This window comes from Brevundimonas sp. SORGH_AS_0993, assembly GCF_030818545.1.
Taxonomy (GTDB): domain Bacteria; phylum Pseudomonadota; class Alphaproteobacteria; order Caulobacterales; family Caulobacteraceae; genus Brevundimonas.
The window spans coordinates 1,972,534-1,996,152 of record NZ_JAUTAH010000001.1 but is presented as its reverse complement, the minus strand read 5'-3'; the positions used below and the strand labels follow the sequence as shown (position 1 = coordinate 1,996,152).

Annotated in this window: 24 protein-coding genes and 1 tRNA gene; 12 read left to right on the top strand and 13 right to left on the bottom strand. The window is 68.1% G+C overall.

Annotation, left to right across the window (positions count from 1 at the left end; translation table 11 throughout):
* Positions 1-58 precede the first annotated feature (58 nt).
* The 4 genes from QE389_RS09925 (at position 59) to QE389_RS09910 (ending at position 3,025) form a co-directional block, all read left to right on the top strand.
* The gene (locus tag QE389_RS09925) at positions 59-358 is read left to right on the top strand and encodes a DUF6356 family protein (RefSeq protein WP_307366837.1); all 300 of its coding nucleotides are present in this window, start codon (positions 59-61) and stop codon (positions 356-358) included.
* Positions 359-452: 94 nt separating this feature from the next.
* The gene (gene rlmN, locus QE389_RS09920) at positions 453-1,613 is read left to right on the top strand and encodes a 23S rRNA (adenine(2503)-C(2))-methyltransferase RlmN (RefSeq protein WP_307366836.1); all 1,161 of its coding nucleotides are present in this window, start codon (positions 453-455) and stop codon (positions 1,611-1,613) included.
* Positions 1,614-1,741: 128 nt separating this feature from the next.
* Positions 1,742-2,182 (top strand): DUF350 domain-containing protein, encoded by a 441-nt coding sequence (locus QE389_RS09915; RefSeq protein WP_307366833.1) that lies wholly within the window; start codon positions 1,742-1,744, stop codon positions 2,180-2,182.
* A gap of 6 nt (positions 2,183-2,188) precedes the next feature.
* Positions 2,189-3,025, top strand: coding sequence for a serine protease (locus QE389_RS09910; protein WP_307366831.1), 837 nt, complete (start codon positions 2,189-2,191; stop codon positions 3,023-3,025).
* Positions 3,026-3,102: 77 nt separating this feature from the next.
* On the opposite strand, the gene QE389_RS09905 is transcribed toward QE389_RS09910, so the two are convergent.
* Together QE389_RS09905 and QE389_RS09900 are read right to left on the bottom strand one after the other, a co-directional pair.
* On the bottom strand, positions 3,103-5,976 hold the full coding sequence (locus QE389_RS09905; RefSeq protein WP_307366829.1) for a pitrilysin family protein: 2,874 nt from the start codon (positions 5,974-5,976) through the stop codon (positions 3,103-3,105).
* Between the two features lie 104 nt (positions 5,977-6,080).
* Positions 6,081-6,950 carry an isoaspartyl peptidase/L-asparaginase family protein gene (locus tag QE389_RS09900; protein WP_307366826.1) on the bottom strand — a complete coding sequence of 290 codons (870 nt, stop codon included), beginning with the start codon at positions 6,948-6,950 and terminating at the stop codon, positions 6,081-6,083.
* 183 nt (positions 6,951-7,133) lie between these two features.
* On the opposite strand from QE389_RS09900, the gene QE389_RS09895 reads away from it, so the two are divergent.
* The gene (locus QE389_RS09895) at positions 7,134-8,135 is read left to right on the top strand and encodes an NADPH:quinone oxidoreductase family protein (RefSeq protein ID WP_307366824.1); all 1,002 of its coding nucleotides are present in this window, start codon (positions 7,134-7,136) and stop codon (positions 8,133-8,135) included.
* 27 nt (positions 8,136-8,162) lie between these two features.
* Here QE389_RS09895 and QE389_RS14695 read toward each other — a convergent pair whose 3' ends face one another.
* The gene (locus QE389_RS14695) at positions 8,163-8,549 is read right to left on the bottom strand and encodes a putative immunity protein (RefSeq protein ID WP_373458307.1); all 387 of its coding nucleotides are present in this window, start codon (positions 8,547-8,549) and stop codon (positions 8,163-8,165) included.
* 37 nt (positions 8,550-8,586) lie between these two features.
* Positions 8,587-8,985, bottom strand: a complete 399-nt coding sequence (locus QE389_RS09885; protein ID WP_307366820.1) for a YkvA family protein — start codon at positions 8,983-8,985, stop codon at positions 8,587-8,589.
* A gap of 54 nt (positions 8,986-9,039) precedes the next feature.
* On the opposite strand from QE389_RS09885, the gene QE389_RS09880 reads away from it, so the two are divergent.
* Both QE389_RS09880 and QE389_RS09875 read left to right on the top strand, forming a co-directional pair.
* Positions 9,040-9,822 carry an SDR family NAD(P)-dependent oxidoreductase gene (locus QE389_RS09880; RefSeq protein WP_307366818.1) on the top strand — a complete coding sequence of 261 codons (783 nt, stop codon included), beginning with the start codon at positions 9,040-9,042 and terminating at the stop codon, positions 9,820-9,822.
* Positions 9,823-10,029: 207 nt separating this feature from the next.
* A tRNA-Gly gene (locus tag QE389_RS09875) sits at positions 10,030-10,104 on the top strand.
* A 112-nt stretch (positions 10,105-10,216) separates the two neighbouring features.
* Here the strand turns inward: QE389_RS09875 and QE389_RS09870 are convergent.
* From QE389_RS09870 to ccmA, 6 genes are read right to left on the bottom strand one after another with little or no spacing between them, the layout of a single operon-like run.
* Positions 10,217-10,492, bottom strand: coding sequence for a hypothetical protein (locus tag QE389_RS09870; protein ID WP_307366816.1), 276 nt, complete (start codon positions 10,490-10,492; stop codon positions 10,217-10,219).
* Positions 10,493-10,526: 34 nt separating this feature from the next.
* Entirely contained in the window at positions 10,527-11,075 is a 549-nt protein-coding gene (locus QE389_RS09865) for a DsbE family thiol:disulfide interchange protein (protein ID WP_307366814.1), read from the bottom strand.
* A complete protein-coding gene (ccmD, locus tag QE389_RS09860) occupies positions 11,072-11,290 on the bottom strand; it encodes a heme exporter protein CcmD (protein ID WP_307369021.1) in 219 nt (72 codons plus the stop codon). Before ccmD ends, QE389_RS09865 begins: the two co-directional genes overlap by 4 nt.
* A 16-nt stretch (positions 11,291-11,306) precedes the next feature.
* Positions 11,307-12,026 (bottom strand): heme ABC transporter permease, encoded by a 720-nt coding sequence (locus QE389_RS09855; protein WP_307366812.1) that lies wholly within the window; start codon positions 12,024-12,026, stop codon positions 11,307-11,309.
* Between the two features lie 42 nt (positions 12,027-12,068).
* Positions 12,069-12,782, bottom strand: a complete 714-nt coding sequence (ccmB, locus tag QE389_RS09850; protein ID WP_307366810.1) for a heme exporter protein CcmB — start codon at positions 12,780-12,782, stop codon at positions 12,069-12,071.
* A complete protein-coding gene (ccmA, locus tag QE389_RS09845) occupies positions 12,779-13,402 on the bottom strand; it encodes a heme ABC exporter ATP-binding protein CcmA (protein WP_307366808.1) in 624 nt (207 codons plus the stop codon). Before ccmA ends, ccmB begins: the two co-directional genes overlap by 4 nt.
* 236 nt (positions 13,403-13,638) lie before the next feature.
* Between ccmA and acnA the strand changes: the two genes are divergently transcribed.
* Both acnA and QE389_RS09835 read left to right on the top strand, forming a co-directional pair.
* Positions 13,639-16,365, top strand: a complete 2,727-nt coding sequence (gene acnA, locus QE389_RS09840; protein ID WP_307366806.1) for an aconitate hydratase AcnA — start codon at positions 13,639-13,641, stop codon at positions 16,363-16,365.
* A 183-nt stretch (positions 16,366-16,548) separates the two neighbouring features.
* Positions 16,549-17,007 carry a hypothetical protein gene (locus tag QE389_RS09835; protein WP_307366804.1) on the top strand — a complete coding sequence of 153 codons (459 nt, stop codon included), beginning with the start codon at positions 16,549-16,551 and terminating at the stop codon, positions 17,005-17,007.
* Between the two features lie 10 nt (positions 17,008-17,017).
* On the opposite strand, the gene QE389_RS09830 is transcribed toward QE389_RS09835, so the two are convergent.
* On the bottom strand, positions 17,018-17,917 hold the full coding sequence (locus QE389_RS09830; RefSeq protein ID WP_307366802.1) for a hydrogen peroxide-inducible genes activator: 900 nt from the start codon (positions 17,915-17,917) through the stop codon (positions 17,018-17,020).
* Between the two features lie 120 nt (positions 17,918-18,037).
* Here QE389_RS09830 and katG point away from each other — a divergent pair, with 120 nt between their 5' ends.
* Together katG and QE389_RS09820 are read left to right on the top strand one after the other, a co-directional pair.
* Positions 18,038-20,308 carry a catalase/peroxidase HPI gene (katG, locus tag QE389_RS09825; protein ID WP_307366800.1) on the top strand — a complete coding sequence of 757 codons (2,271 nt, stop codon included), beginning with the start codon at positions 18,038-18,040 and terminating at the stop codon, positions 20,306-20,308.
* Between the two features lie 155 nt (positions 20,309-20,463).
* Positions 20,464-21,045: a DJ-1/PfpI family protein gene (locus QE389_RS09820; RefSeq protein ID WP_307366798.1), complete on the top strand. Its 582-nt coding sequence runs from the start codon at positions 20,464-20,466 to the stop codon at positions 21,043-21,045.
* Here QE389_RS09820 and QE389_RS09815 read toward each other — a convergent pair.
* Together QE389_RS09815 and QE389_RS09810 are read right to left on the bottom strand one after the other, a co-directional pair.
* Positions 21,032-21,805, bottom strand: a complete 774-nt coding sequence (locus QE389_RS09815; RefSeq protein ID WP_307366796.1) for a glutaminyl-peptide cyclotransferase — start codon at positions 21,803-21,805, stop codon at positions 21,032-21,034. The genes QE389_RS09820 and QE389_RS09815 overlap by 14 nt on opposite strands.
* Before the next feature lie 5 nt (positions 21,806-21,810).
* Positions 21,811-22,638 (bottom strand): TerC family protein, encoded by an 828-nt coding sequence (locus tag QE389_RS09810; protein WP_307366793.1) that lies wholly within the window; start codon positions 22,636-22,638, stop codon positions 21,811-21,813.
* A gap of 388 nt (positions 22,639-23,026) precedes the next feature.
* Here QE389_RS09810 and QE389_RS09805 point away from each other — a divergent pair, with 388 nt between their 5' ends.
* Positions 23,027-23,581 carry a F0F1 ATP synthase subunit delta gene (locus tag QE389_RS09805; protein ID WP_307366791.1) on the top strand — a complete coding sequence of 185 codons (555 nt, stop codon included), beginning with the start codon at positions 23,027-23,029 and terminating at the stop codon, positions 23,579-23,581.
* Positions 23,582-23,619 lie beyond the last annotated feature (38 nt).

The window sequence follows — 23,619 nt, the reverse complement described above, 5'->3', positions numbered from 1 at the left end:
GAAAGAGCCGCCCGCGCGAGACCATGGGATCCGGTTTTTATGTTTTCGGAGCCCTCGCATGAGCCAGACGACGATGGACAGCGCGCCCGCCCGCGCCTCCGCTTTCGACCGCCTGTTCCGCGATCATCCGCGCGAGGTGGGCGAGACCTATCTGGAGCATATGGCGGCCTCTTCCGCGTTCGGTTTCAAGCTTCTGGGCCTGGCCTGCGCCGCCTTCGCCCACGCCTTGGTTCCGGGCGTGCACAAGGCCACCGTCTCCACCGCCGTCCGAGGCATGGCCAAGGAGATGGGCGGTCGCGCCGAAGAGGCCCGCGAGAGCCGGATGCGCGACGCCGGGGTCTGGGACGTCGGTCTGTGACAAGGGGCTGATACGGCCCGGTCCTGCACCCGGTCATGCAATTGCCGGGGTTTGTGCTATAGAGGGCGGCTAAATCTCATTCAGGATCGCCGCCTTGAGCATCACGCTCGACCTTTCGCGCGTCTCGACCGCGCCGACTGAAAAGCCCCTCGTCAACCTCAGCGGCCTGACGCGCGCGGGCCTGCGCCAGGCCCTGATCGACGCCGGCGTCTGCCCGCCCGAAAAGGCCAGGATGCGCGCCAGCCAGATCTGGGGCTGGATCCACCACTACGGCGTCACCGACTTCGCGGCCATGTCGAACGTGGCCAAGGACATGCAGGCCAAGCTGGCCGAGCATTTCACCCTGGCCCGCCCCGAGGTCGTCGAGCGTCAGGTGTCCAAGGACGGCACCCGCAAATGGCTGATCCGCACAGCGCCGGGCATAGAGATCGAGACCGTCTATATTCCCGACGTCGGTCGCGCCGGGGCGCTGTGCGTCTCGTCCCAGGTCGGGTGCACTCTGAACTGCACCTTCTGCCACACCGGCACGCAGAAACTGGTCCGAAACCTGACCGCCGCCGAGATCGTGGCCCAGGTCCAGGTGGCCCGCGACGATCTGGAGGAGTGGCCGTCCCCCAAGGAAGACCGCCGCCTGTCCAACATCGTCTTCATGGGCATGGGCGAACCGCTCTACAATCTGGACAACGTTTCGGACGCCATCGACATCATCTCGGACAACGAGGGGATCGCCCTGTCGCGTCGTCGGATCACGGTCTCGACCAGTGGCGTGGTGCCCCAGCTTCAGGCCCTGGGCGACCGCACGGCGGCCATGCTGGCCATCAGCCTGCACGCCACCAATGACGCCCTGCGCGACGTGCTGGTGCCGCTGAACAAGAAATACCCGCTGGAGCAGTTGATGGCGGCGATTCGGGCCTATCCCGGCCTGTCGAACGCGCGGCGGGTGACGTTCGAATATGTCATGCTGAAGGGCGTCAACGACAGCCCCGAGGAGGCGCGCGCCCTGGTCAAGCTGATCTCGGGCGTTCCGGCCAAGGTGAACCTGATTCCCTTCAACCCCTGGCCCGGCACAGACTATCAGTGCTCGGACTGGAAGACGATCGAAGCCTTCGCCGCCATCCTGAACAAGGCCGGCTACGCCTCGCCCATCCGCACCCCCCGCGGCCGCGACATCCTGGCCGCTTGCGGACAGTTGAAGTCCGAGAGCGAAAAGCTGCGCGCCAGCGCGCTCAGGAAGGCCGAGCCGGCGGCGGCTTAAGCGCGCCTTACAGGGCCGCACGGCAGTCCAACCCCTGGCCGGGCCACAACGCCCTGTAATCTTTCGTCACAAGGTGTGGCCGTGGCGCGCTTGCGGATTGGGGCGGCAATCGGGCAAGGCGTTGGGTCATGGACCCGTCCTTGTCCGATGTGTTGTCGAGCGCCGAGATGCAGGCTTTTGCGTCCGGCTTTCCGGTCATGGTCACGCACCTGATCGTGACCCTTCTGCTGCTGACGGCGGGGGCGGCGGTTTATGTGCTGATGACGCCGTGGCGCGAGATCAGCCTGATCCGCGAGGGCAATCCGGCGGCCGCCATCGGCTTTTCCGCCATACTGGTCGGCTTGGCCATTCCATTGGCGGTGTCCTTGTCGGTATCGAGCACGGTGCGCGACATAGCCATCTGGGGCGTGGCCACCCTGGTTCTGCAACTGCTGGTCTTTCGCATCGTCGACCTGATCCTGACGGGCCTGCCGCAGCGGATTCAGAACGGCGAGGTCTCGGCGGCCGTGGTGCTGGCGGGGGCCAAGCTGGCGACGGCGCTGATCCTGTCCGCCGCCCTGACGGGCTGAGCGGCCTTGCCGCGTCTTCGTCTGCCCGACTGGGCCGTCTATGCGGCGGTGGCCGGCGTTCTGTTGACCGTGTCGCTGGTCCGCCGCGAAAACGCCGACGCCCCGCCGGCCTCGCCGGCCGCGCCCCAGGCGAATGAGGAGGGCGAATTTCTCGGGCCCGTCACCCCGTTCGACGCCGCCGTGACCCTGGAGGCGCCGGACGCATCGTTCCAGCCGACGTCTGGCACGGCCTTTTCCATCGCTGGGCGCGGGCGTTGGGTCACGGCGCGCCATGTGGTCGAAGGCTGCCGCAAGCCCGCCCTGGTGGTCGGCGGCGGACGGGCGGTGGCGGCGGACGTGCGCCTGGCTTCTCGGGCCGATGTGGCGGTCCTGATCACCGACGGGGGCGCGCCGGCCCTGCCTGTCGCGGCCGAGGCGCCGCTGCGCCGGGGCCAGAGGGCGTTTCATCCCGGCTTCCCCCAGGGTGAACCGGGCGAGGTGACGACCCGCTTGCTGGGCCGCGAAACGCTGAAAGTGTTCGGTCGCGGCGCCCACGAGGAGCCGGTGCTGGCCTGGGCCGAGGTGGGGCGCACCGACGGTTTGGTCGGGACGCTGGCGGGCCTGTCGGGGGCGCCGGCGCTGGACGGCCAGGGGCGGGTGCTGGGCGTGACCATCGCCGAAGCGCCGCGTCGGGGACGCATCTATACGACTGCGCCGGAATCCTTCGGCCCGGCCGTGCGGGGCCAGCAGGCCGCGGAGGAGGACGCCCCGAGCCAACCCATGACGGTCGAGGATTATGGTCCCGTTTCGGACGCCCTGCGCCGGGACCTGCGCGTGGCCCAGGTGGTTTGTCTATCGACCTGAAGGCTTGCCGCCCGTTCGGCGCCCTGTCTCAGCGCCCCGTCCCGGCTCCATGCCCAGGACGGGGCGGCCGGCGCGCCCTACTTCAGGGCGCCGGCGTTCAGGTTCAGCGCATCGGCCGGGACGACCTCCAGGTTCGGATGCTTGGCCCTGAGCGCGTCCAGGAATTTGGAGGCGTCGCCGACGATCACCAGACTGGCCTGGTTGACCGGCAGGTGGCGGGCGAAGGCGGCCTCCACCTGATCCGGCGTCACGGCCCGCACACGCCCGGCGTAGTCGGCCAGATCGCTGATCGGCAGGTCGTAGAGCGCCAGGTCGGCGACCAGGGCGCCCAGGCCGTCCACCGTCTCCAGAGAGCGACCGAAGCCGCCGATCAGGGTGGCGCGGCGCGGGGCCAGGTCGGCGGCCGTCGGTGTCTCGGTTCCCAGTTTGGCGATCTCGGCCAGGATCAGGTCGGCGACCTCGTCGGCGGTCTCGTTCTTGGTCTGGGTCGAGGCGGTGAAGACGCCCGCGTCCGCGCGCACCCCCAGAGAGGAGCCGGCACCATAGGACAGGCCGCGCTTGATGCGGATCTCCTGGTTCAGGCGCGAGGAGAAGCCCCCGCCCAGCAGGGTGTTGCCCAGGGTCAGCGGGAAATAGTCCGCATCGGTGCGCGACACGCCGCGAATGGCGGCGACCACGGCGGCCTGACCCGCGCCAGGCTGATCGACCACGACGATGCGCGGGGCCTGGGCCTGGCCCGCCGGATGGGCGGCCGGGGCGGCGGCCTGACCGGCCGGGCGCCAGTCGCCAAAGGCCTGCTGGGCCAGGGCGCGAGCGGCGGCGGGGGTGATGTCGCCCGAGAAGACCAGGGTGGCCTCGGACGGGCGGTAGCGCGCGGCGTGGAAGGCCGCCACGTCGGCCGCGGTGATGGCCGGCACGGTCTGGGGCGTGCCCGAACCCGGCGCGCCATAGGGGGCGTCGCCATAGACGACACGGCCCACGGTCATGCGGGCGATGGCGGCCGGCTGGCTGAGGGCGACGCGCAGGCCGTCCAGCGTCTGGGCCTGCTGACGCTCCAACTCCTCGGCGGCGAAGGTCGGGTTCCGCACCAGATCGGCCATCAGGGCGACCGTCTGCGGAAAGGCGTTGGCCGGTGCATTGGCGTAGACATTGGTGAAGTCCACGCCGGCGCCGGCGCCCAGGGACGCGCCCAGTTGTTCGATCTGGGTGGCGATCTCGGGGGCGGTGCGGGTCTTGGTGCCCTGGGTCAACAGGCCCGCCGTCAGGGCGGCGGTCCCGGCCTTGCCCGAAGGATCGTCGGATGAGCCGGCGCGGAAGCTGAGACGGGCCGAGACCAGGGGCAGGCCGCGGGTAGGGGCGACCAGAACGCGCAGGCCGTTGTCCAGGCGGAAGTCCGCCACCGCCGGGGTCGCGGGCGCCACCTCGGGTCCGGGCTGGGGCAGGGGCGTGCGCTGGGCTTCGGGCAAGAGGACCGCCGGCTCGCCCGCCGGGGCCAGGTCGGCGACCGTGACCGGCGCGCCGACGTTCATCTTCTGCACCGAGACCGGGTGTTCGGCGTCGGCGGCCAGATAGCGGATCGTCGACTGGCGCTGTGGCGTCAGATACTTGCGGGCCACGCGCTGGACGTCGGCGATGGTGACGGCCTGAATCTGGGCCACCTCTTCGTCGGCGGCGGCGGCTGAGCCGGTGTTGATCAGGGCGTAGCCCAGGGCCGAGGCGCGGTCGTCGATGGTCTCGCGGTTGCGCAGGGTGTTGGCCACGATCTCGTTCTTGGCCTCGGCCAGTTCGATCTCGCTGATCGGTTGGTCGCGCAGTTTGGCGATTTCCACGTTCAGGGCGGCGACGCCTTCTTCGGCCGTGTGGCCCTGAGCCATGATGGCCAGGGCCGTCAGATTGCCGGCCTGCTGGGCGAAGTCGGGGGTCGAGCCGATCTGGGCCGCGATCTGCTTGTCATAGACCAGCGACCGATACAGTCGGCTGGATTCGCCGGTGGACAGCACCCCGTCCAGCACCGTCAGGGCGGCGCGATCCGGATCGGCGTATTTGACCGTCGGCCAGCCGATCACCACCGCCGGAAGCGGCACGTTGGGCGCATGGTAGGTGACGTCCTGCGGGCCGGTCGGCTCGGGTTCGACCACATGGTTGGCCGGGATCGGGGTGGTCGGGTTCTTAAGCGGGGTGAAATACTGATCGACCCAGCGATCCAGCTGGGCCTGATCGAAATTGCCCGCCACGATCAGATAGGCGTTGTCGGGTCGGTAGTAGGTGGCGTGGAAGCGGCGAACGTCGTCCAGGGACGAGGCTTCCAACTCTTCGATCGAGCCGATGCCGGGACGGCGATAGGGGCTTTCCTTGTACAGGGTCTCGGGCACGAACAGGCCGAACAGGCGACCGTAAGGTGTGGCCAGGATGCGCTGACGGTACTCCTCCTTCACCACGTCGCGCTCGGCGACGAAGGTGGGCTCGTCCACGACCAGCGAACCCATGCGGTCGGCTTCGGCGAACAGCATCCGCTGCAGGTGGTTGGCGGGAACGGTCTCGAAATAGGCGGTGGTGTCGTCGGCGGTGAAGGCGTTGTTGGACCCGCCCACGTCCTCGGTCAGCCGGTCGAAGGTCTCGGGCGGCAGGTTCCGGGTCGCCTTGAACATCAGGTGTTCGAACAGGTGGGCGAAGCCCGAGCGACCGGCCGGATCGTCCTTGGACCCGACCTTGTACCAGACCTGGACCGTGACGTTGGAGGCGGCGGGGTCGCGCGACGTATAGACTTCCAGCCCATTGGGCAGGACGCGCCTGGCGAAGCCCAGCGGCGGCACGGTCAGGCCCTGGGGCGCGGCTTCGGCGGCCCTTGCCGGCGCCTGTGCGGGTGCGGCGAAGGCCGGCGCGGCGAGGCCGAGGAGGAGGGCCGAGGCGGCGACCCCGGCCTTGAGGGGGGCGGACAGGCGGATGATCATGGCTTTCTCCGAAGACCCCGAACGGGGTCGATAGACTGTATCAACGATCGCCCGACGCGCACCTTACCGAGCTGTAATGAAACCAAGCGGCCCCTGTCCGGGCTTCAGTCGCGGAAAACCTGGACCCCGATCGCGCCGTCGGGGGTCAGCCAGGCGTGCTTCATTCCCTGGCTGTTGAAGGGGGCGGCGATGTTTCCGGCGGCGTCGAGCGCGATCAGGCCGCCGTCGCCGCCCAGGGCGCCGATTTCGTCGATCACGGCCTGGGCCGCCTGGGCCAGGGGCTGTCCGGCGGCGACGCGCCAGGCCAACTGGGCGCCGGCGGCGACGCGGATGAAATATTCGCCCTGGCCGGTGCAGGAGGCGGCGGCCTTGTCGTCGGCCCAGGTCCCGGCGGCGGGGATGGGGGTGTCGCCCACCCGGCCGGGCATCTTGCCGAACACCCCGGCGGTGGAGGTTGCGGCGGCCAGTCGCCCCTGGCCGTCCAGCACGCAGCAGCCCACCGTGCCGTGGCCGAGGGTTCCGGGCGGATGGTTGTCCTCGCCCTGTCCGGCGCCGGTGTACCAGGCGGTCTCGTCGGCGATGGGCTCCAGCCTCTGGTCGTGGGCGAACAGGGCCGCGCCCTCGCCCACCAGCATGACATGGGGGGTGCGCTCCATCACCGCGCGGGCGGCGACGACAGGATTGCGGAAGCCCTGCAGGGCGGCGACCGATCCGGCGCGGCGGGTCGACCCGTCCATCAGGCTGGCGTCCAGTTCATAGGCCCCGGCCAGGTTCGGGGAGGCCCCCTTGCCCGCGACATAGAGGCCGGAGTCCTCCAGCATGACGACGGCGGCCGTGGCGACGTCCAGGGCGCTGTCGCCCGCGTCCAGGCGCGTCTTCATCGCCTCGACCACCTGGCGCATATGCAAGACCTCGGCGTCGTAGTTGCGTTCTCGCCGGGCGCCGGCGCCGCCGTGGAGGATGAGGGCGGTCATGTCGTCTTCCTGAGCCTTGTCTTCATCGCCTCTTTCAAACGGGCGTGGCGCTCTTTAGCGTCGTGATGAAGGCCGCGCCATGTCGGTCGAAGGGAAACGGGCCTCAAGCAGCGAAGCGATAGGCCAAAGGAAATGCAAACGGCCTCAAGCACCGCGAAGCGGCAGGCCAAGAAAGGAAACCTTATGCGTGCTGTTCTGTCGAAAGCCCCCGGCGGCCCCGAAACGCTTGTGGTCGAGGAGGTGCTGGACCCGACGCCCAAGGCGGGCGAGGTGGTGATCGAGGTCAAGGCAGTGGGGATCAACTATCCCGACACATTGATCATCGAAGACAAATACCAGTTCCGCCCCGAACGGCCCTTCTCGCCCGGCGCGGAGGTCGCCGGCGTGGTCGAGGCGGTGGGCGAGGGCGTCAAGGACGTGCGCAAGGGCGACCGGGTCATCGCCGTGCCGGGCTGGGGCGGCCTGGTCGAGCGGCTGGCGGTGCGGGCCGAGACGGTCATCCCCATCCCCGACGCCATGAGCTTCGAAGAGGCGGCGGCCCTGATCATGACCTATGGCACCAGCTACTACGCCCTGAAGGACCGGGCGGAGCTGAAGGCCGGGGAGACGCTTCTGGTGCTGGGCGCGGCCGGGGGCGTCGGGGCTGCAGCGGTGGAGCTGGGCAAGGCCATGGGGGCCAGGGTGGTCGCCGCCGCCTCCACCAACGACAAGGTCGAGTTCGCCCTGGAGCTGGGGGCCGACAACGGCCTGATCTATCCGACCGGCCCGATGGACAAGGCCGCGCAGAAGGAACTGTCCGGGGAGTTCAAGCTGGCCACGGGCCGCGACGGCGCCGACGTGGTCTATGACGCGGTGGGGGGCGACTACGCCGATCCGGCGCTCAGGGCCATGGACTGGAACGGGCGCTATCTGGTGGTCGGCTTCCCAGCCGGGATTCCGTCCCTGCCGCTGAACCTGACCCTGCTGAAGTCCGTGTCGGTGATCGGCGTCTTCTGGGGCGCGGCGGTGATGCGCGATCCCAAGGCCCACGCCGCCAATATGGCCGAGCTGATGCAGATGTACGCCGAGGGCAAGATCAAGCCGCGCGTCTCCAGGACCTTCCCTCTGGAAAAGGCCGGGCAGGCGATCAAGGCCCTGGGGGACCGTCAGGCCCTGGGCAAGATCGTGGTGACGGTCGAGAGCTGAGGTCAGCGCGCACCCCCAAGACTGGTTTCAAAAGGGGGCTTCCACGCCGTCAGGCAAGCGGCTGATTTGCCATTCACGCTCGTCATCAAGGCCTTCATCATGGGCGTTTCGAGCCCTTTGCGCATACCTTGCGGCGTGGATGGCGTGAGTTTCGACATGCGCCGTAGCTGCGGCATGACCGGCCGCTCTTGCCGCAGCAATCGCGGCGCTATTGGTCGCCTGTCTTGCGGCCGCGTGGGCCGCAAACGCCTTCTTCCTCGCAATGGTCATGGCTATGTCGCCGCTTTGCCATTGCCGAACGGCTTCGATCGCTTGTCGGGGCCGCTGATCTTCCCCGTGCTCAGCTTCGAACAGGGCAAGGACATGCTCGGCGCAATCGGCGGCCCACAATGCAAGCTTCTGATGCCGGTTCACCGTTCAAATCTTTAGACGTCGAGTGCGCAAGAGGTCATCAGTTGGCCTTCAGACGCTGCACCGCGTCCTCGGCCTGGTCGCGGTGGCGGCGTTTGATGTTGGCGCCGACCAGGGCCAGCAGGGCGGTGATGACGGCCGCGTCGTCGGTGTAGCCGATGCCCGCAAAGATGTCGGGAATGGCGTCCACCGGCATGACGAAATAGGCCAGACCCGCGAAGATCATGCCCTTGGCCGCCATCGGCGTCTGCGGATCGCGCGCGGCGTACCAGGCGGCCAGGGCCTGGTCGGCGAAGGGAATGCGGGCGGCCGTGCGCTGGATCTTGGGCCAGAAGCCCTTCGCCACCCGCGCCTCGTTGATCTTCACGACCGACGGCACGAGCGCCTTTTTCGGGTCCAGCACATCCGATGGTTCGGCGGGTTTGGCTTTGGCGGTCATGGCCGCTAAATCCTCGAACGAAACTCAGGTTCACGACAATATAGGGACGAACAGATGAAACTCGACAGCAGCATCGCCGCCGTGGTCACGGGCGGCGCCTCGGGCCTGGGCGAGGGCACGGCGCGCGCCATCGCCGCCACGGGCGCCAAGGTGGCCCTGTTCGACCTGAACGCTGAGAAGGGCGAAGCCATCGCCGCCGAAATCGGCGGCGTCTTCTGCCAGGTTGACGTGACCGACGACGCCTCGGTCGCCTCGGCCTTCGAAAAGGCCCGCGCGGCCCATGGTCAGGAGCGTCTGACCGTCAACTGCGCCGGCATCGCCACGGGCATGAAGACCGTGTCGCGCAAGAAGGACACCGGCGAGGTCAAGGCCCACGACATGGCCCAGTTCGAGCGCACCGTGCGAGTCAATCTGTTCGGCACCTTCCGCGTCCTGTCGCAATCGGCGGCGGGCATGGTGACGTTGGAGCCGATGGCGGACGGCGAGCGCGGCCTGATCGTCAACACCGCCTCGGTGGCGGCCCAGGACGGCCAGATCGGCCAGGCGGCCTATTCGGCGTCCAAGGGCGGGGTCTACGCCATGACCCTGCCGGTCGCCCGTGATCTGGCCCAGGAAGGGGTGCGCTGCAACACCATCCTGCCCGGCATCATGTGGACGCCGATGATGGCCGGCATGGACCAGAAGATCCAGGACGCCCTGGCCGCCGCCATCCCCTTTCCCAGCCGCCTGGGCACGCCCGCCGACTATGCGTCGCTGGTGCTGGAGCTGGCGCGCAACGTCTATATCAACGGCGAATGCATCCGTCTGGACGGCGCGATCAGATTGGCGCCGCGTTGATGCGTGAAAGGGCGTTATGCTCGCGACGCGGTCGCTCGCTGCTTGAGCGCTAAGGCGCTCAGGCGGTGAGAATCCGGCGGACACGGCCATCTTCGGCCTGAAGTCCCGAGAAGCGAGATCGCCGCAAAAAAAGAGCTTGCAGGATCGTTCAACCCTCCGCTATACGCCCCCTCCTCGACGGGGCGCACATGCGGCGCCTTACGGATTGCGGGCGTAGCTCAGGGGTAGAGCACAACCTTGCCAAGGTTGGGGTCGGGCGTTCGAATCGCCTCGCCCGCTCCATGTCGAGATGCGGATAAAAACGGGTCTGGCCAGTCGGTCAGGCCCGTTTTTGCGTTCAGGCCCCGACGCTTGACGACGGAGGCGGAATAGGCGGTTCCGAGGCGGGAGCGGATCAGACCTTGATGTCGAGATAGGAGCCAGGGCGCAGGATGCGCGGCTCCTCTCGCGGCGGGGCGACGGGCGCAGGCTGGGCCGGACGAGCCGGCGTTGCGGTGCGAATGGCGGACGTGACGGCGGCAGAAGGCGCGGGCGTCGCCGGCTTGGCTGCAGCAGACGCCTGATCCAGGGCTGCGCGGAAAAAGGCCGCCTGGGCGCTGCGGGCGCTGGGCAGGTCGAGACCCGACGCGGCGGGCGTTGTCGGCGGCAGGCCGGGACGAATCACGCTCATGCCGACAGGGTTAACGCAATCCCTAGAAAAAGGGTTAACGCGATGGCGCCGGCGCTTGAAGAGAGGCGACCAGGCGTTCGATGTCTGCGTCGTTCAGCAGGGGGCCGGACTGTTTGGCGGTGATGCGGCCCATGGCGTCGACGGCGAAGGTCTCGGGCACGCCGGAAATGCCCAAATCCAGGCCGGCGCGGCCGTCGTGGTCGACCAGAACCATCGCATAGGGATCGCCCATCTCGTCCAGGAAGGCCCGGGTGGCGACCGGCTCGTCCTTGTAGGCCACGCCGACGACGGCGATCCCGCGTTCCTTCAGCGCCAGCAGTCTGGGATGTTCGATCCGGCACGGCGCGCACCAGGAGGCGAAGACATTGACCAGCATGGGCTTGCCGACGCCGGCGGTCTTCAGGTCCAGATTGCCCGGGCCTGCGCGGTCGCCGGTCAGAAGCGGCAGCACGGTCTCGGGGATCGGCTGGCCGACCAGAGCGTCGGGCTTGAAGGCGGGATCGCGCTTCAGCGACCAGCCGACGAACAGGACCGCCAGGGCCGCCAGCACGACCAGGGGCAGAAGGGCCAGCCAGCGGGTCACGGGCGAAGCCCAGTTTTTTTTGGCTCTATCGCGCTTCGCGCTACTTGAGGGCCGTTTGGGTCTGCTGCGTCCTGAGGCGTGCCTTGCTCTGCCTCTAGTCTGGCCAGTTCGCGCCTCCATCGGCGAGAGGCGGCGAAGGCGCGGACGGTCAGGGCGGCCAGAACCAGGGCGCTGACGCCCCAGGCGGGCCAGACGAAGGCGGCGTAGGGGCTCATGTCCAGGTCGAGCATCTCAGGCCTCTTGCGCCCTGCGCGCGCGCAGGGTTACGCCGCGGCGGCGACGGATTTCGGTGCGGATCGCCGTCAACCACAGGGCCAGGAACAGCACCCCATAGGCCGCCAGCATGGTCAGGAAGGGCGGCAGATAGACGGGGTCCAGGCCCGACGATCCGGGGGTCAGGAAGCTGGCGGGCTGGTGCAGCGTGTTCCACCAGTCGACCGAGAACTTCACGATCGGCAGATTGATCAGACCGACCAGGCCCAGAACGGCGGCGGCCCGTGCGGCCTTCTGCTCGTCCTCGATGGAGGCCCGCAGCGCCAGATAGCCGAGATAGAAGAGAAACAGCACCAGAACGCTGGTCAGACGCGCGTCCCACACCCACCAGGTCCCCCACATCGGCTGGCCCCACAAGGAGCCGGTAATAAGGGCCAGGGCGGTGAAGGCGGTTCCCGGCAGGGCGGCGGCGCGGGCGGCGGCGTCGGCCAGGGCGTGGCGGAACACGAGCGCGAAGAAGCTGGACACGCCCAGCGCCGCATAGGCGCCGAGGCCCAGGGTGGCGGCGGGGACGTGGACGAACATGATCCGCACCGTGTCGCCCTGCTGATAATCGGCCGGAACGGTGAAGCTGAGCCAGGCCCCGACGCCCAGCAAGACGACGGCGAGGCCCCACAGCACGGTCGTCAGCGGGCCGGTGAAGGCCATGAAGCGCTGCGGGTTGGACAGGCCGAACATGGTCTCAGCGCTTACGCAACGAATGGGCGACGGGCAAGCCGCTCACCCTTGGGCGTTACGAACGGCGGCGGCCCCGGCGAAGGGGGCGACCACGGCGGCGAACAGGACGTAGGCGCTCAGCAGGGCCAGGGCCGGTCCCACAGGCTGGCCCGAGGCGGCGCGCTCCAGGGCGCCGGCGCCGAAGACCACGGGCGGGATGAACAGGGGCAGGACCACGACCGCGATCAGCAGGCCGCCGCGCCTGGCGCCTAGCGCCAGGGCTGCGCCCAGCGCCCCAGTGAAGGCGAAGCCTGCTCCGCCGATCAGGGCGGTCAGCGCGACCAGGGGCGTCAGCGACGCGGGCAAGCCCAAGGCCAGGGCGGCGACGGGGGCGGTCAGGGCCAGGGGCAGGCCGACGGCGATCCACTGCGCCAGCGCCTTGATCAGCACCACCTGCTCCAGCGTCAGATGACCGAGCGCCAAAAGGTCCAGGGCGCCGTCCTCCAGATCGCGCTCGAACAGCCGCTCCAGCGACAGCAGGGACGCCAGCGCCAGGGCCAGCCAGGCGACGCCGCCCGCCACCGGGGCCAGGGTGCGCGGATCGCCGCCCGCCGCCAGAGGCAGGAGGGCGGTCAGACAGGCGAAGAAGCCGCAGGCCAGAAGCGGCCCGCCGCCCCCGCCCCAGGCCAGGTCCAGTTCGCGCTCCAACAGCACGCGGGTCGCGCCGCGCAGGCCGGGCGGACGCGGTTCCTGATCCTGTGGGGATGCGCGGTTCATGTCCGCCTCCCCAAGTCCAGAGTGCGGCTCGGCAGGGGCAAAGGGTCGTGGACGGCGGCGACGATCAGGCCGTCGGCGTCCAGGTGGCGACGCATCTGGTCGGCGAAGGCGCCGCGCCAGCGGGCGTCCAGCGGCGCCATCGGTTCGTCCAGCAGCCAAAGGGCGCGGGGCGATCCGACCAGTCGGCCCATGGCCAGGCGCCGACGTTGGCCGGCGGACAGGCGGCGCACCTCAAGGTCCAGCAGGGGGGCAAGCCCGAAAGCCTGGACGGCGTGATCGACGCCGTATTGGGTGTGGCCCAGCCAGTCGCACTGAAAGCCCAGCTCCTCGCGCGCCGTGCGGCTGGTCTTCAATCCGTCCTGATGGCCCAGGAAATGGACCTCTCGCCCGCGCGCCTGCCGCTCATCCAGCGGATTGCCGTCGTCGTCGTGGAAGGCGACCGTTCCGGCGTCCGGCCGCAGCAGTCCGGCGATAGCCCGCAACAGGCTGGTCTTGCCCGCTCCGTTGGCTCCGGTCAGGGTCAGCAGCTCCCCGGCCTTCAGCGTCAGGTCCAGGCCGTCGAACAGCCGCCGCTCCCCGCGCGAGACGGTCAGGCCGGAAAGGGTCAGGGCGTGGATCATGTGTGATTTACCCCTCCTCGGCGCGGCGAGGGAGAGAGAGGGCGCGATTTTTGCGAACCTTTCTCAATGTCCCTGTCAAGGGTGTGGACACATGGACGCTCGGTTCAGGCGGGGCTATAGGCACCGTCGCCGCAGCAGGCTTTCGCCGCGCGCGCAGGGGTCCTGTGAGCCGCTGCGTCTGTCGCGCGAAGGCGCAACCGGATTGTCGGGCGGCGCTGACCAGAGGAAAACTCTCCATGCCGTCGATCGACAGCCTCAAGACCCGCCAGGACCTTTCCGTCGGGCGTAAGAAATACGCCTATTACAGCCTTCCCGCCGCCGAGGAAGCGGGTCTGACCGGGATTTCCCGCCTGCCGCGCTCCATGAAGGTGCTGCTGGAGAACCTGCTGCGGAACGAAGACGGCGTCTCCGTCACCGAAGACGACCTGAAGGCCGTCGCCGCCTGGATCGAGAACAAGGGCTCGGTCGAGCACGAGATCGCCTTCCGTCCGGCCCGCGTCCTGATGCAGGACTTCACCGGCGTTCCCGCCGTGGTCGACCTGGCCGCCATGCGCGACGCCATGAGCGCCCTGGGCGCCGACGCGGCGAAGATCAACCCGCTGGTGCCGGTCGATCTGGTGATCGACCACTCGGTCATGGTCGACCATTTCGGCACGCCCAAGGCCTTCGGCCAGAACGTCGAGCGCGAGTACGAGCGCAACATCGAACGCTACAACTTCCTGCGCTGGGGCTCCTCGGCCTTCAACAACTTCCGCGTCGTGCCGCCCGGCACCGGCATCTGCCACCAGGTGAACCTGGAGAACCTGGCCCAGACCGTCTGGACCCTGGAAGAGGGCAAGAAGACCGTCGCCTATCCCGACACCGTCGTCGGCACCGACAGCCACACCACCATGATCAACGGCCTGGCCGTCCTGGGTTGGGGCGTCGGCGGCATCGAGGCCGAGGCCGCCATGCTGGGCCAGCCCATCCCGATGCTGATCCCCGAGGTCATCGGCTTCAAACTGACCGGCAAGCTGCCGGAAGGCGCGACCGCCACCGATCTGGTGCTGACCGTCACCCAGATGCTGCGCAAGAAGGGCGTTGTCGGCAAGTTCGTGGAATTCTTCGGCGACGCCCTGCCGAGCATGACCATCGAGGACCAGGCCACCATCGCCAACATGGCCCCGGAATACGGCGCCACCTGTGGCTTCTTCCCCGTCTCGGCCGCCACCATCGGCTATCTGACCGCCACGGGCCGCGACAAGGCGCGCGTCGCCCTGGTCGAGGCCTACGCCAAGGCCCAAGGCCTGTGGATCGACGAGACCAGCGAAGACCCGGTCTTCACCGACGTGCTGGAACTGGACATCTCGACCGTTGTGCCGTCGCTGGCCGGTCCCAAGCGTCCGCAGGACCGCGTCGAACTGACCACCGCCGCCCCGGCCTTCGAGACCGCCCTGGTCGAGACGTTCAACCGTCCGTCCGACGCCCCGCGCGCGGCGGTCGAGGGTGAAGGCTTCACCGTCGGCGACGGCGACGTGGTGATCGCCGCCATCACCTCCTGCACCAACACCTCCAACCCGTCGGTCCTGATCGCCGCCGGTCTGGTGGCGCGCAAGGCCAATGCGCTGGGCCTGAAGGCCAAGCCCTGGGTCAAGACCTCGCTGGCGCCGGGATCGCAGGTCGTGACCGACTATCTGACCGACGCCGGCCTGCAAAAGGATCTGGACGCCCTGGGCTTCAACCTGGTCGGCTATGGCTGCACCACCTGCATCGGCAACTCGGGCCCGCTGGACCCAGCGATCTCCAAGGCGATCAACGACAACGCCCTGGTGGCCACCTCGGTCCTGTCGGGCAACCGCAACTTCGAAGGCCGCGTGAACCCTGACGTTCAGGCCAACTATCTGGCCTCGCCCCCGCTGGTCGTGGCCTACGCCCTCGCCGGCTCGATGCGGATCGACATCACCAAGGATCCGATCGGTCAGGACAAGAAGGGCAACGACGTCTTCCTGAAGGACATCTGGCCCACCAGCCAGGAAATCGCCGACATCCAGAAGAAGTCGGTCACGCCGGCCATGTTCGCCAAACGCTACAAGGACGTCTTCAAGGGCGACAAGCACTGGCAGGCCATCGAAGTCGCCGGCGGCCAGACCTATCAGTGGGACGACAAGTCCACCTATGTCGCCAACCCGCCCTACTTCGAAGGTCTGTCGATGGAGCCGGCCCCGGTTCAGGACATCGTCGAGGCGCGCGTTCTGGCCATCTTCGGCGACTCGATCACCACCGACCACATCAGCCCGGCCGGTTCGATCAAGAAGACCTCGCCCGCCGGCGTCTATCTGACGAACCACGGCGTCGATGCGGCCGAGTTCAACAGCTACGGCGCCCGTCGCGGCAATCACGAAGTGATGATGCGCGGCACCTTCGCCAACATCCGCATCAAGAACAGGATCACGCCCGAGATCGAAGGCGGCGTGACCCGGCACTTCCCGTCGGGCGACACCATGTCGATCTACGATGCTGCGATGAGATACCAGTCGGAAGGCCGCCCGCTGGTCGTCTTCGCCGGCAAGGAATACGGCACGGGCTCGTCGCGCGACTGGGCGGCCAAGGGCACGAACCTGCTGGGCGTGCGCGCCGTCATCGCCGAAAGCTTCGAGCGCATCCACCGCTCGAACTTGGTCGGCATGGGCGTGGTGCCGCTGCAGTTCAAGCAGGACGGCTGGCTGAAGCTGGGCCTGACGGGCGAGGAGATCGTCACGATCCGCGGCCTGTCGGACGCCAACATCGGCAAGCTGAAGCCGCGTCAGGACCTGTGGGTCGAGCTGTTCCGCCCGTCGGACGGCAAGATGGCCCGCTTCCCCGTCCGTTGCCGCATCGATAACCAGACCGAACTGGACTATCTGCGCGCCGGGGGCGTCATGCCCTACGTCCTGCGCAACCTTGCGCGCGGCCCGGAAGCTGAAGCCCCGATCGCCGCCGAGTAAGCGCTCGAAGCGACCAAGAAAAAGGGCCGGCGGAGCGATCCGCCGGCCCTTTTTCCATGGTCGGTCGCGCGTCGCGTTCCGCTTGTCGAACGACGGTTTAAGATCTAGGGGCGAGAGACCTGATCATACTGCAGAGCGAGCTGGCTTTCGCGCTCGGCTTCCACCGCTAAACAATGGTTCTTGATGTCCGCAGTCGTCTTTGCTCGATATGATCGCACCAAGGTCATCGTCCTTACGGCCTTCTTCTATGCATTGGCCGTGCTGGTGACTTGGCTGATCGTCGATATGCTCTTGTTCGGTTATCAAGGTCGGCGCGATCCGAGTGTGGCCTTTTTAAAGCTCGTATTGGCGGCGGTCGCGGCTGTTCCGATCCTTATCATCGCCACCATTCATCTGATGAGGGCGCTGCGCGATCATCGCGCCTGCCTCTTGGATGATGGTCGATTGGTGGTGCGGGGCGTTACGTTCAGGACGGTGCAATGGGCTGACGTCGTTGCGGTTCGTCAGAGCCGTCTCGATCAAGGGCGCATCTTGTTCGAGACGGCAGGTGGCCAAAAACTCGCTTTGCGATCCTCGCTCATGCGAGAAAGCGAAGCCGAAATAATCGCTTCGGTCGAATCCGAACTCGCCCATCGCCCATAGGCGCCGGTCGCTAATCCAGCCTCAGCGCTTCGGCCAGCAGCCGGGCCTCGGCGGCGCGGCTGGAGCCGGCGCGCCAGGCGACGACGATCTCTCGCCGTGGCGGGGCGCCGTCGGCCTGGGGCTCGAACGGGCGAATGGCGACGGATGGATTGTCGGCCAGGCCCGCCTGGACCGCCATCTTCGGCAGGAAGCTGACGCCGAGCCCCGAGCCGACCATCTGGACCAGGGTGTGCAGGCTGGTGGCGGCGAAGACGTCGTCGCCGCGCGGCGCCTCGATGTCCAGGGCCGCCAGGGCGTGGTCGCGCAGACAGTGTCCGTCTTCCAGCAGGATCAGGTCCTCGGCCCGCAGCGCGCCGGGACGGATGGGGCCGGGCGCGGCCAGGGCGTGGTCGGCCGGGGCGGCGGCCATGATCTCGTCGTCGCCGATGCGGGCGTGTTCGATGCCGTGCGCCTCATAGGGCAGGGCGATGACGGCGGCGTCGATCTGGCCCGCCTTCAGGGCCGCGATCAGGCGCGGCGTCAGGTCCTCGCGGATGAACAGCTTCAGGCTGGGATAGGCGGCGCGGACCGAGGGCAGTTTGGCTGGCAGAAGGAAGGGGGCGACCGTCGGGATGACGCCCAGGCGGAACCGCCCCGACAGCAGGCGGCCGGCGTTCTTGGCCGCCTCCACCAGGTCCTCGGTGCGGGCCAGAACGTCCTCGGCGCGTCGCACGGCCTCGGCGCCCACCGCCGTCATGATGACGGCCCCGCGCGCGCGTTCGACGACGGGCGCGCCCAGGATGCGCTCCAGTTCCTGCACCCCGGCGCTGAGGGCGGGCTGGCTGACGTGGGCGGCCTCGGCCGCGCGCGAGAAGCTGCCGTGTTCGGCCAGGAGCTTGAGATACTGAAGCTGTCGCAGGGTGGGAAGCATGGCTTTAGAATAGGATCAGACTATGGAAAACGCAAAGATAATCGATTTGCTTGATGGTTTGTCCGGGTGCGAACCTCCGGCATCGAAACGCCGCGCCGACCTCGCGCAGGAGAACGCCCCATGTCGACCGAAGCCAAATGTCCCTTCTCTGGCAAGACGCCCGCCTCGGTCGCCGGCGGCGGCCGTCAGAACCGCGACTGGTGGCCCAACCAGCTGCGGGTCGATCTGCTGAACCAGCATTCGTCCCGCTCGAACCCCCTGGACGAGACCTTCAGCTATCGGGAAGCCTTCGCCAAGCTGGACTATGAGGCGCTGAAGGCGGACCTGCGCGCCCTGATGACCGATTCCCAGGACTGGTGGCCGGCCGACTTCGGCCACTATGGGCCGCAGTTCATCCGCATGGCCTGGCACAGCGCCGGCACCTATCGCGTCGGCGACGGCCGCGGCGGCGGCGGGCGGGGCCAGCAGCGGTTCGCGCCGCTGAACTCCTGGCCCGACAACGTCAATATCGACAAGTCGCGCCGCCTGTTGTGGCCGATCAAGCAGAAGTACGGCCAGGCCATCTCCTGGGCGGACCTGCTGATCCTGACGGGCAATGTGGCGCTGGAGACCATGGGGTTTCGCACCTTCGGCTTCTCGGGCGGTCGGGAAGACACCTGGGAGCCGGATCAGGACGTCTATTGGGGACGCGAGACGACCTGGCTGGGCGGCGACGACCGCTACGCCCACGGATCGCCGGGCGTGGTCAAGCCGGACGACGAGGCGGTGCTGGTCTCGGACGACACGGCCGATGGCGACCGGCACACGCGCGACCTTGAGAACCCCCTGGCCGCCGTGCAGATGGGACTGATCTACGTCAATCCCGAAGGGCCGGACGGCAATCCGGACCCGGTCGCCGCCGCGCGCGACATCCGCGACACCTTTGCGCGGATGGCGATGAACGACGAGGAGACGGTGGCCCTGATCGCGGGCGGCCACACCTTCGGCAAGACCCACGGCGCGGGTCCGGCCGATCATGTCGGCCCCGAGCCGGAGGCCGACGGCCTGGCGGCGCAGGGGCTGGGCTGGGCCTCCAGCTTCGGGTCCGGCAAGGCCGGCGACGCCATCACCAGCGGCCTGGACGTGACCTGGACCCAGACCCCGGCCCAGTGGAGCAACTTCTTCTTCGAAAACCTGTTCGGCTTCGAATGGGTGCTGGAGGCGTCCCCGGCCGGCGCCCACCAGTGGGTGGCCAAGGATGCGGGCGAGATCATTCCCGACGCGCACGACCCGTCCAGGAAGCGCCGCCCGACGATGTTGACCACCGACCTGTCGCTGCGGTTCGACCCGGAGTACGAGAAGATCTCGCGCCGGTTCCTGAACAACCCCCAGGCCTTCGCGGACGCCTTCGCCCGCGCCTGGTTCAAGCTGACCCACCGCGACCTGGGGCCGCGTTCCCGCTACATCGGCCCTGAAGTCCCCAGGGAGGAATTGGTCTGGCAGGATCCTGTGCCGGCCGTCGATCATCCGCTGATCGACGCGGCGGACGCCGATCTGCTGAAGGCGCGGATTCGGGACTCAGGTCTGAGCGTCGCCGAACAGGTGGGCGCGGCCTGGGCGGCCGCCTCGACCTTTCGGGGCGGGGACAAGCGCGGCGGGGCCAACGGCGCCCGCATCCGCCTGGCGCCGCAGAAGGACTGGGCCGTCAATCAGCCCGAACAGTTGGACCGGGTGCTGAGGACGCTGGAGGATATCCAGATCGCCTTCAATCGGGCGCAGACGGACGGCAAGCGCGTGTCCATGGCCGACCTGATCGTTCTGGCGGGCGACGCCGGGGTTGAGGAGGCGGCGCAGGCGGCGGGACAGACGGCGCGCGTGCCCTTCCATCCAGGCCGCACCGACGCCAGCCCGGCGCAGACGGACATCGGGTCCTTCGGCTACCTGGAGCCGGTGGTCGACGGCTTCCGCAACTATCAGAAGGCGCGCTACGCCGTGCCGGCCGAGGCCCTGCTGATCGACCAGGCCCAGCGCCTGACCCTGACGGCGCCGGAGATGACGGTGCTGATGGGCGGCCTGCGCGCCATCAACATCAATGTCGGCGGATCGACCCACGGCGTCCTGACCGAACGGCCCGGCGTCCTGACCAACGACGTTTTTGTCAACCTGCTGGACATGGGCGTCAAATGGACCGCGACCTCGGACGCTCAGGACGTGTTCGAGGCGACGGACCGCAGGACGGGCGAGGCCCGCTGGACGGGCACGCGCTTCGACCTGGTGTTCGGCTCCAACGCCGTGCTGCGCGCCCTGGCCGAGGTCTATGCGGGCGCCGACGCGCAAGGAAAGTTCGTGACGGACTTCATCGCCGCCTGGACCAAGGTGATGGAGCTGGATCGGTTCGACCTGAGGGCCTGATCGGCGGTCGATGCGGCGACGAAGGCAGGGCGGGAAGACAAGCCGGGAAGACAAGCCGGGAAGACGGGGCGGATGTCGCACGGCGCCCGCCGTTCGACGGATAAACCGTCACGCTGCGCCGCTAGATTGAGGGGGCTCAAGCAGGGGAAGCCGCCATGACTGCCATCGTCACCCTTCTCACGCCCGACTACGCCGACTGGGAGACGGCCCTGATCATGGCCGCGGCGCGCAGCCACTATGGCTTTGAAACCCTGTTCGCCGCCCCCGACGGGGAGGAGGTCGTGTCCGCCGGCGGGCTGTTGGTCGTTCCCAACCTGTCGATCGACGACATCGACGTGGAGGATGTCGATGCGATCCTGGTCAATGGGGGGTCCATCTGGCGTGAGCCGAACGCCCCGGACGTGTCCGATCTGCTGCGACAGGCCCACGGCGCCGGCAAGACGGTCGGCGGCATCTGCGACGGAACCCTGGCCCTGGCCCGTGCGGGATTGTTGGACCATGTGGCGCACACGGCCAACGGACCGGACAGTCTTTCCGTGGTCGGCTACGGCGGCGGCGCCCACTATCGCGATCAGCCGCAGGCCGTGCTGGCCGACCGGATCGTCACGGCCCCAGGCACGGCGCCGGTCAGCTTCATGGGTGCGGTGTTGGCCTCGCTGGGTTTGAAGAGCGCAGAACTGGACGCTTATCTGCGCCTGTTCGGCGCCGAGCATTCGCCGCGGGTCAGCGCAGCCTGATCTCGAACACCTGGGGCCAGCGCTTGCCGGTGACGAACAGCCTCTTGCCGGCGGCGTCCCAGGCGATGCCGTTCAGGACGTCGTCGTTGGGGTCCAGGCCGGTGTCCTTGGGGACCAGGGCGGTCAGGTCGATGAAAGCCTTGACCACGCCCGTCTCGGGGTCGATGCGGGCGATGCGGTTGTCCTGCCAGATGTTGGCGAAGACCTCGCCGTCGATCCATTCCAGCTCGTTGATCTGGGTCAGCGGCTTGCCGTCGGCGGTGACGGAGACGCGGCCGGTCTCGGCTAAGGTCTCGGGATCGAGGAAGCGCAGCTGGTCGGTGCCGTCGCTCATGATCAGGCGGCGGCCGTCGGTGGTCAGGGCCCAGCCCTCGCCCGGATAGGAAAAACCGCCCAGCGGCGAGAAGTCGTCCAGCTTCCAGATGAAGCCGATGTGGTTGCGCCAGGTCAGGCTGTAGAGCCTGCCGTTCAGCGTGGTCATGCCCTCGCCGAAATAGACGGTCGGCAGGTCGCGCTGGCGCTGAACCGCGCCGGTCTCCAGGTCCACCTTGCGGATGAAGGACGGATAAAGGCCCGTGCTCTCGTAAAGGGCGCCGTCGTGGAAGAAGAGGCCCTCGGTGAAGGCCCCGGTGTCGTGCGGATAGGCGCGCACGACCTCGTAGGACTGGACCGGAACCTCGGCCCAGGCGGGCAGGGCTGCGCCCGCCGCCATGAGCAGGCCGGCGAACAGGCCGGCCAGCCGCGACGACGGACGCGCCATGATCCTCAGCCCCGCTCGGCGGCGGCTTCGGCCTCGGCCTTCTGGGCGCGGGCCTCGGCGGCGTCGGCCTCGGCGCGGGCCAGTTCGGCCTTTTCCTTCTTGGACGCGGACCTGCGACCCAGCATGTTCAACGCCTCCACCCCGGCCGAGAAGGCCATAGCCGCATAGATGTAGCCCTTGGGCACATGATAGCCGAAGCCGTCGGCGATCAACACCATGCCGATCATCAGGAGGAAGCCGAGCGCCAGCATGACCACGCTGGGGTTCTTGTTGATGAAGTTGGCCAGCGGATCGGCGGCCAGCAGCATGACGGTCACGGCGACCAGGACGGCGACGACCATGATCGGCAGATGCTCGGTCATGCCCACGGCGGTTAGGATCGAGTCGATCGAGAAGACGATGTCCAAGAGGATGATCTGGAAGATGGCCGCGCCGGCGTTGGCGATGACCACGTCCTTTTTGTCCAGGACGGCGTCGCTGGGCGTGGGATCGACCGTGTGGTGGATTTCCTTGGTCGCCTTCCAGACCAGGAACAGGCCGCCCGCGATCAGGATCAGGTCCTTCCACGAGAATTCGTTGCCCATGACGGTGAAGACCGGCTGAACCAGGCCGACCAGCCAGGCGATGATCGACAGCAGGGCCAGGCGCATGATCAGAGCCAGGCTGATGCCGATGCGGCGCACCTTCTGGCGCTGATGCTCGGGCAGTTTGTTCGACAGGATGGAGATGAAGATCAGGTTGTCGATCCCCAGCACCACCTCCATGACGATGAGAGTCACCAAGGCGGCCCAAGCGGCCGGATCGGAGAGAAGCGGGGTTATGCTGTCGAGCATCGGGCGTCCTGACGGGGATGAAGCTTGAGCGGAAAGCGCTAGGGCCGACGCCGGTTCCGATCAAGCGGCCAGGTGCGGCGTCATGGTCGCACCCCTTGTCGCGCCCTCGGGGGCCGGATCGGCCTCATTAATGAGGAATGGGGCCTGAAAGCCGTCATCCGAAGATGAAGAGGCGGGGTGGGGCCCTCGTTTCCTCCCTGCGGCATCGGCGCGCCTTCACGCAATGTTGCGACTGGCGAAACCCCGTGCTATCAGGCGCCCGGCTTGAAGGGGGCGTATTCACGGATACGGCCTCCGTCGTGCTTTCCCTAAGCATTTCAAGTTTTTGACCGTTGTGAGCCTTCGCAGTCGGTCACGACCCTGACACAACGACCTCGGACCCTTATCAGTGGCTGATGATTTCAGAACGACGGAAGTCGGCGATCGCTACGCACAGGCGCTGTTCGATCTGGCGCTGGAAACCGGCCGCCTGGACGCCGTGCGCGCCGATGTCGTCGCGCTGAAGACCGCCTGGACCGAAAGCGCCGACCTGCGCCGTCTGGCCCGCTCGCCGGTCATTTCGGCCGAGGATCAGGTCAAGGGTCTGGTCGCCGTGGCGACGCAAGCCAGATTCGAGAAGAGCACCGTCAACTTCCTGGGCCTGCTGGCCCAGAACGGCCGCGCCAGGGACCTGGGCGCCGTGATCGCCGGGTTCGAGCGCCTCTACGCCAAACACGCCGGCATCGTCGCCGCCGAGGTCGTCTCGGCCCAGCCGCTGGACGCCAAGCAACTGGCCGAGATCAAGGCCGCCCTGAACAAGAGCCTGGGCAAGGCGCCGGAACTGACCACGCGCGTCGATCCGTCGATCCTGGGCGGCCTGAAGGTCAAGGTGGGGTCGAAGCTGTTCGACGCCTCGCTGAAGACCAAGCTCGACCAGATGAAGTTCGCCCTCAAGCGCGCCTGAGGCGCCTCGATCCAATCCGACTGCAGCGCGCCTGACCG

What these genes read in the sequence shown, in the direction of transcription:
- QE389_RS09925 (WP_307366837.1), top strand. Translation starts at nt 59, where the DNA reads ATGAGCCAGACGACGATGGACAGCGCGCCCGCCCGCGCCTCCGCTTTC.
- QE389_RS09915 (WP_307366833.1), top strand. Translation starts at nt 1,742, where the DNA reads ATGGACCCGTCCTTGTCCGATGTGTTGTCGAGCGCCGAGATGCAGGCT.
- QE389_RS09905 (WP_307366829.1), bottom strand. Translation starts at nt 5,976, where the DNA reads ATGATCATCCGCCTGTCCGCCCCCCTCAAGGCCGGGGTCGCCGCCTCG.
- QE389_RS09900 (WP_307366826.1), bottom strand. Translation starts at nt 6,950, where the DNA reads ATGACCGCCCTCATCCTCCACGGCGGCGCCGGCGCCCGGCGAGAACGC.
- QE389_RS09895 (WP_307366824.1), top strand. Translation starts at nt 7,134, where the DNA reads ATGCGTGCTGTTCTGTCGAAAGCCCCCGGCGGCCCCGAAACGCTTGTG.
- QE389_RS09885 (WP_307366820.1), bottom strand. Translation starts at nt 8,985, where the DNA reads ATGACCGCCAAAGCCAAACCCGCCGAACCATCGGATGTGCTGGACCCG.
- QE389_RS09880 (WP_307366818.1), top strand. Translation starts at nt 9,040, where the DNA reads ATGAAACTCGACAGCAGCATCGCCGCCGTGGTCACGGGCGGCGCCTCG.
- QE389_RS09870 (WP_307366816.1), bottom strand. Translation starts at nt 10,492, where the DNA reads ATGAGCGTGATTCGTCCCGGCCTGCCGCCGACAACGCCCGCCGCGTCG.
- ccmD (WP_307369021.1), bottom strand. Translation starts at nt 11,290, where the DNA reads ATGAGCCCCTACGCCGCCTTCGTCTGGCCCGCCTGGGGCGTCAGCGCC.
- QE389_RS09855 (WP_307366812.1), bottom strand. Translation starts at nt 12,026, where the DNA reads ATGTTCGGCCTGTCCAACCCGCAGCGCTTCATGGCCTTCACCGGCCCG.
- ccmB (WP_307366810.1), bottom strand. Translation starts at nt 12,782, where the DNA reads ATGAACCGCGCATCCCCACAGGATCAGGAACCGCGTCCGCCCGGCCTG.
- ccmA (WP_307366808.1), bottom strand. Translation starts at nt 13,402, where the DNA reads ATGATCCACGCCCTGACCCTTTCCGGCCTGACCGTCTCGCGCGGGGAG.
- acnA (WP_307366806.1), top strand. Translation starts at nt 13,639, where the DNA reads ATGCCGTCGATCGACAGCCTCAAGACCCGCCAGGACCTTTCCGTCGGG.
- QE389_RS09835 (WP_307366804.1), top strand. Translation starts at nt 16,549, where the DNA reads ATGTCCGCAGTCGTCTTTGCTCGATATGATCGCACCAAGGTCATCGTC.
- QE389_RS09830 (WP_307366802.1), bottom strand. Translation starts at nt 17,917, where the DNA reads ATGCTTCCCACCCTGCGACAGCTTCAGTATCTCAAGCTCCTGGCCGAA.
- katG (WP_307366800.1), top strand. Translation starts at nt 18,038, where the DNA reads ATGTCGACCGAAGCCAAATGTCCCTTCTCTGGCAAGACGCCCGCCTCG.
- QE389_RS09820 (WP_307366798.1), top strand. Translation starts at nt 20,464, where the DNA reads ATGACTGCCATCGTCACCCTTCTCACGCCCGACTACGCCGACTGGGAG.
- QE389_RS09815 (WP_307366796.1), bottom strand. Translation starts at nt 21,805, where the DNA reads ATGGCGCGTCCGTCGTCGCGGCTGGCCGGCCTGTTCGCCGGCCTGCTC.
- QE389_RS09810 (WP_307366793.1), bottom strand. Translation starts at nt 22,638, where the DNA reads ATGCTCGACAGCATAACCCCGCTTCTCTCCGATCCGGCCGCTTGGGCC.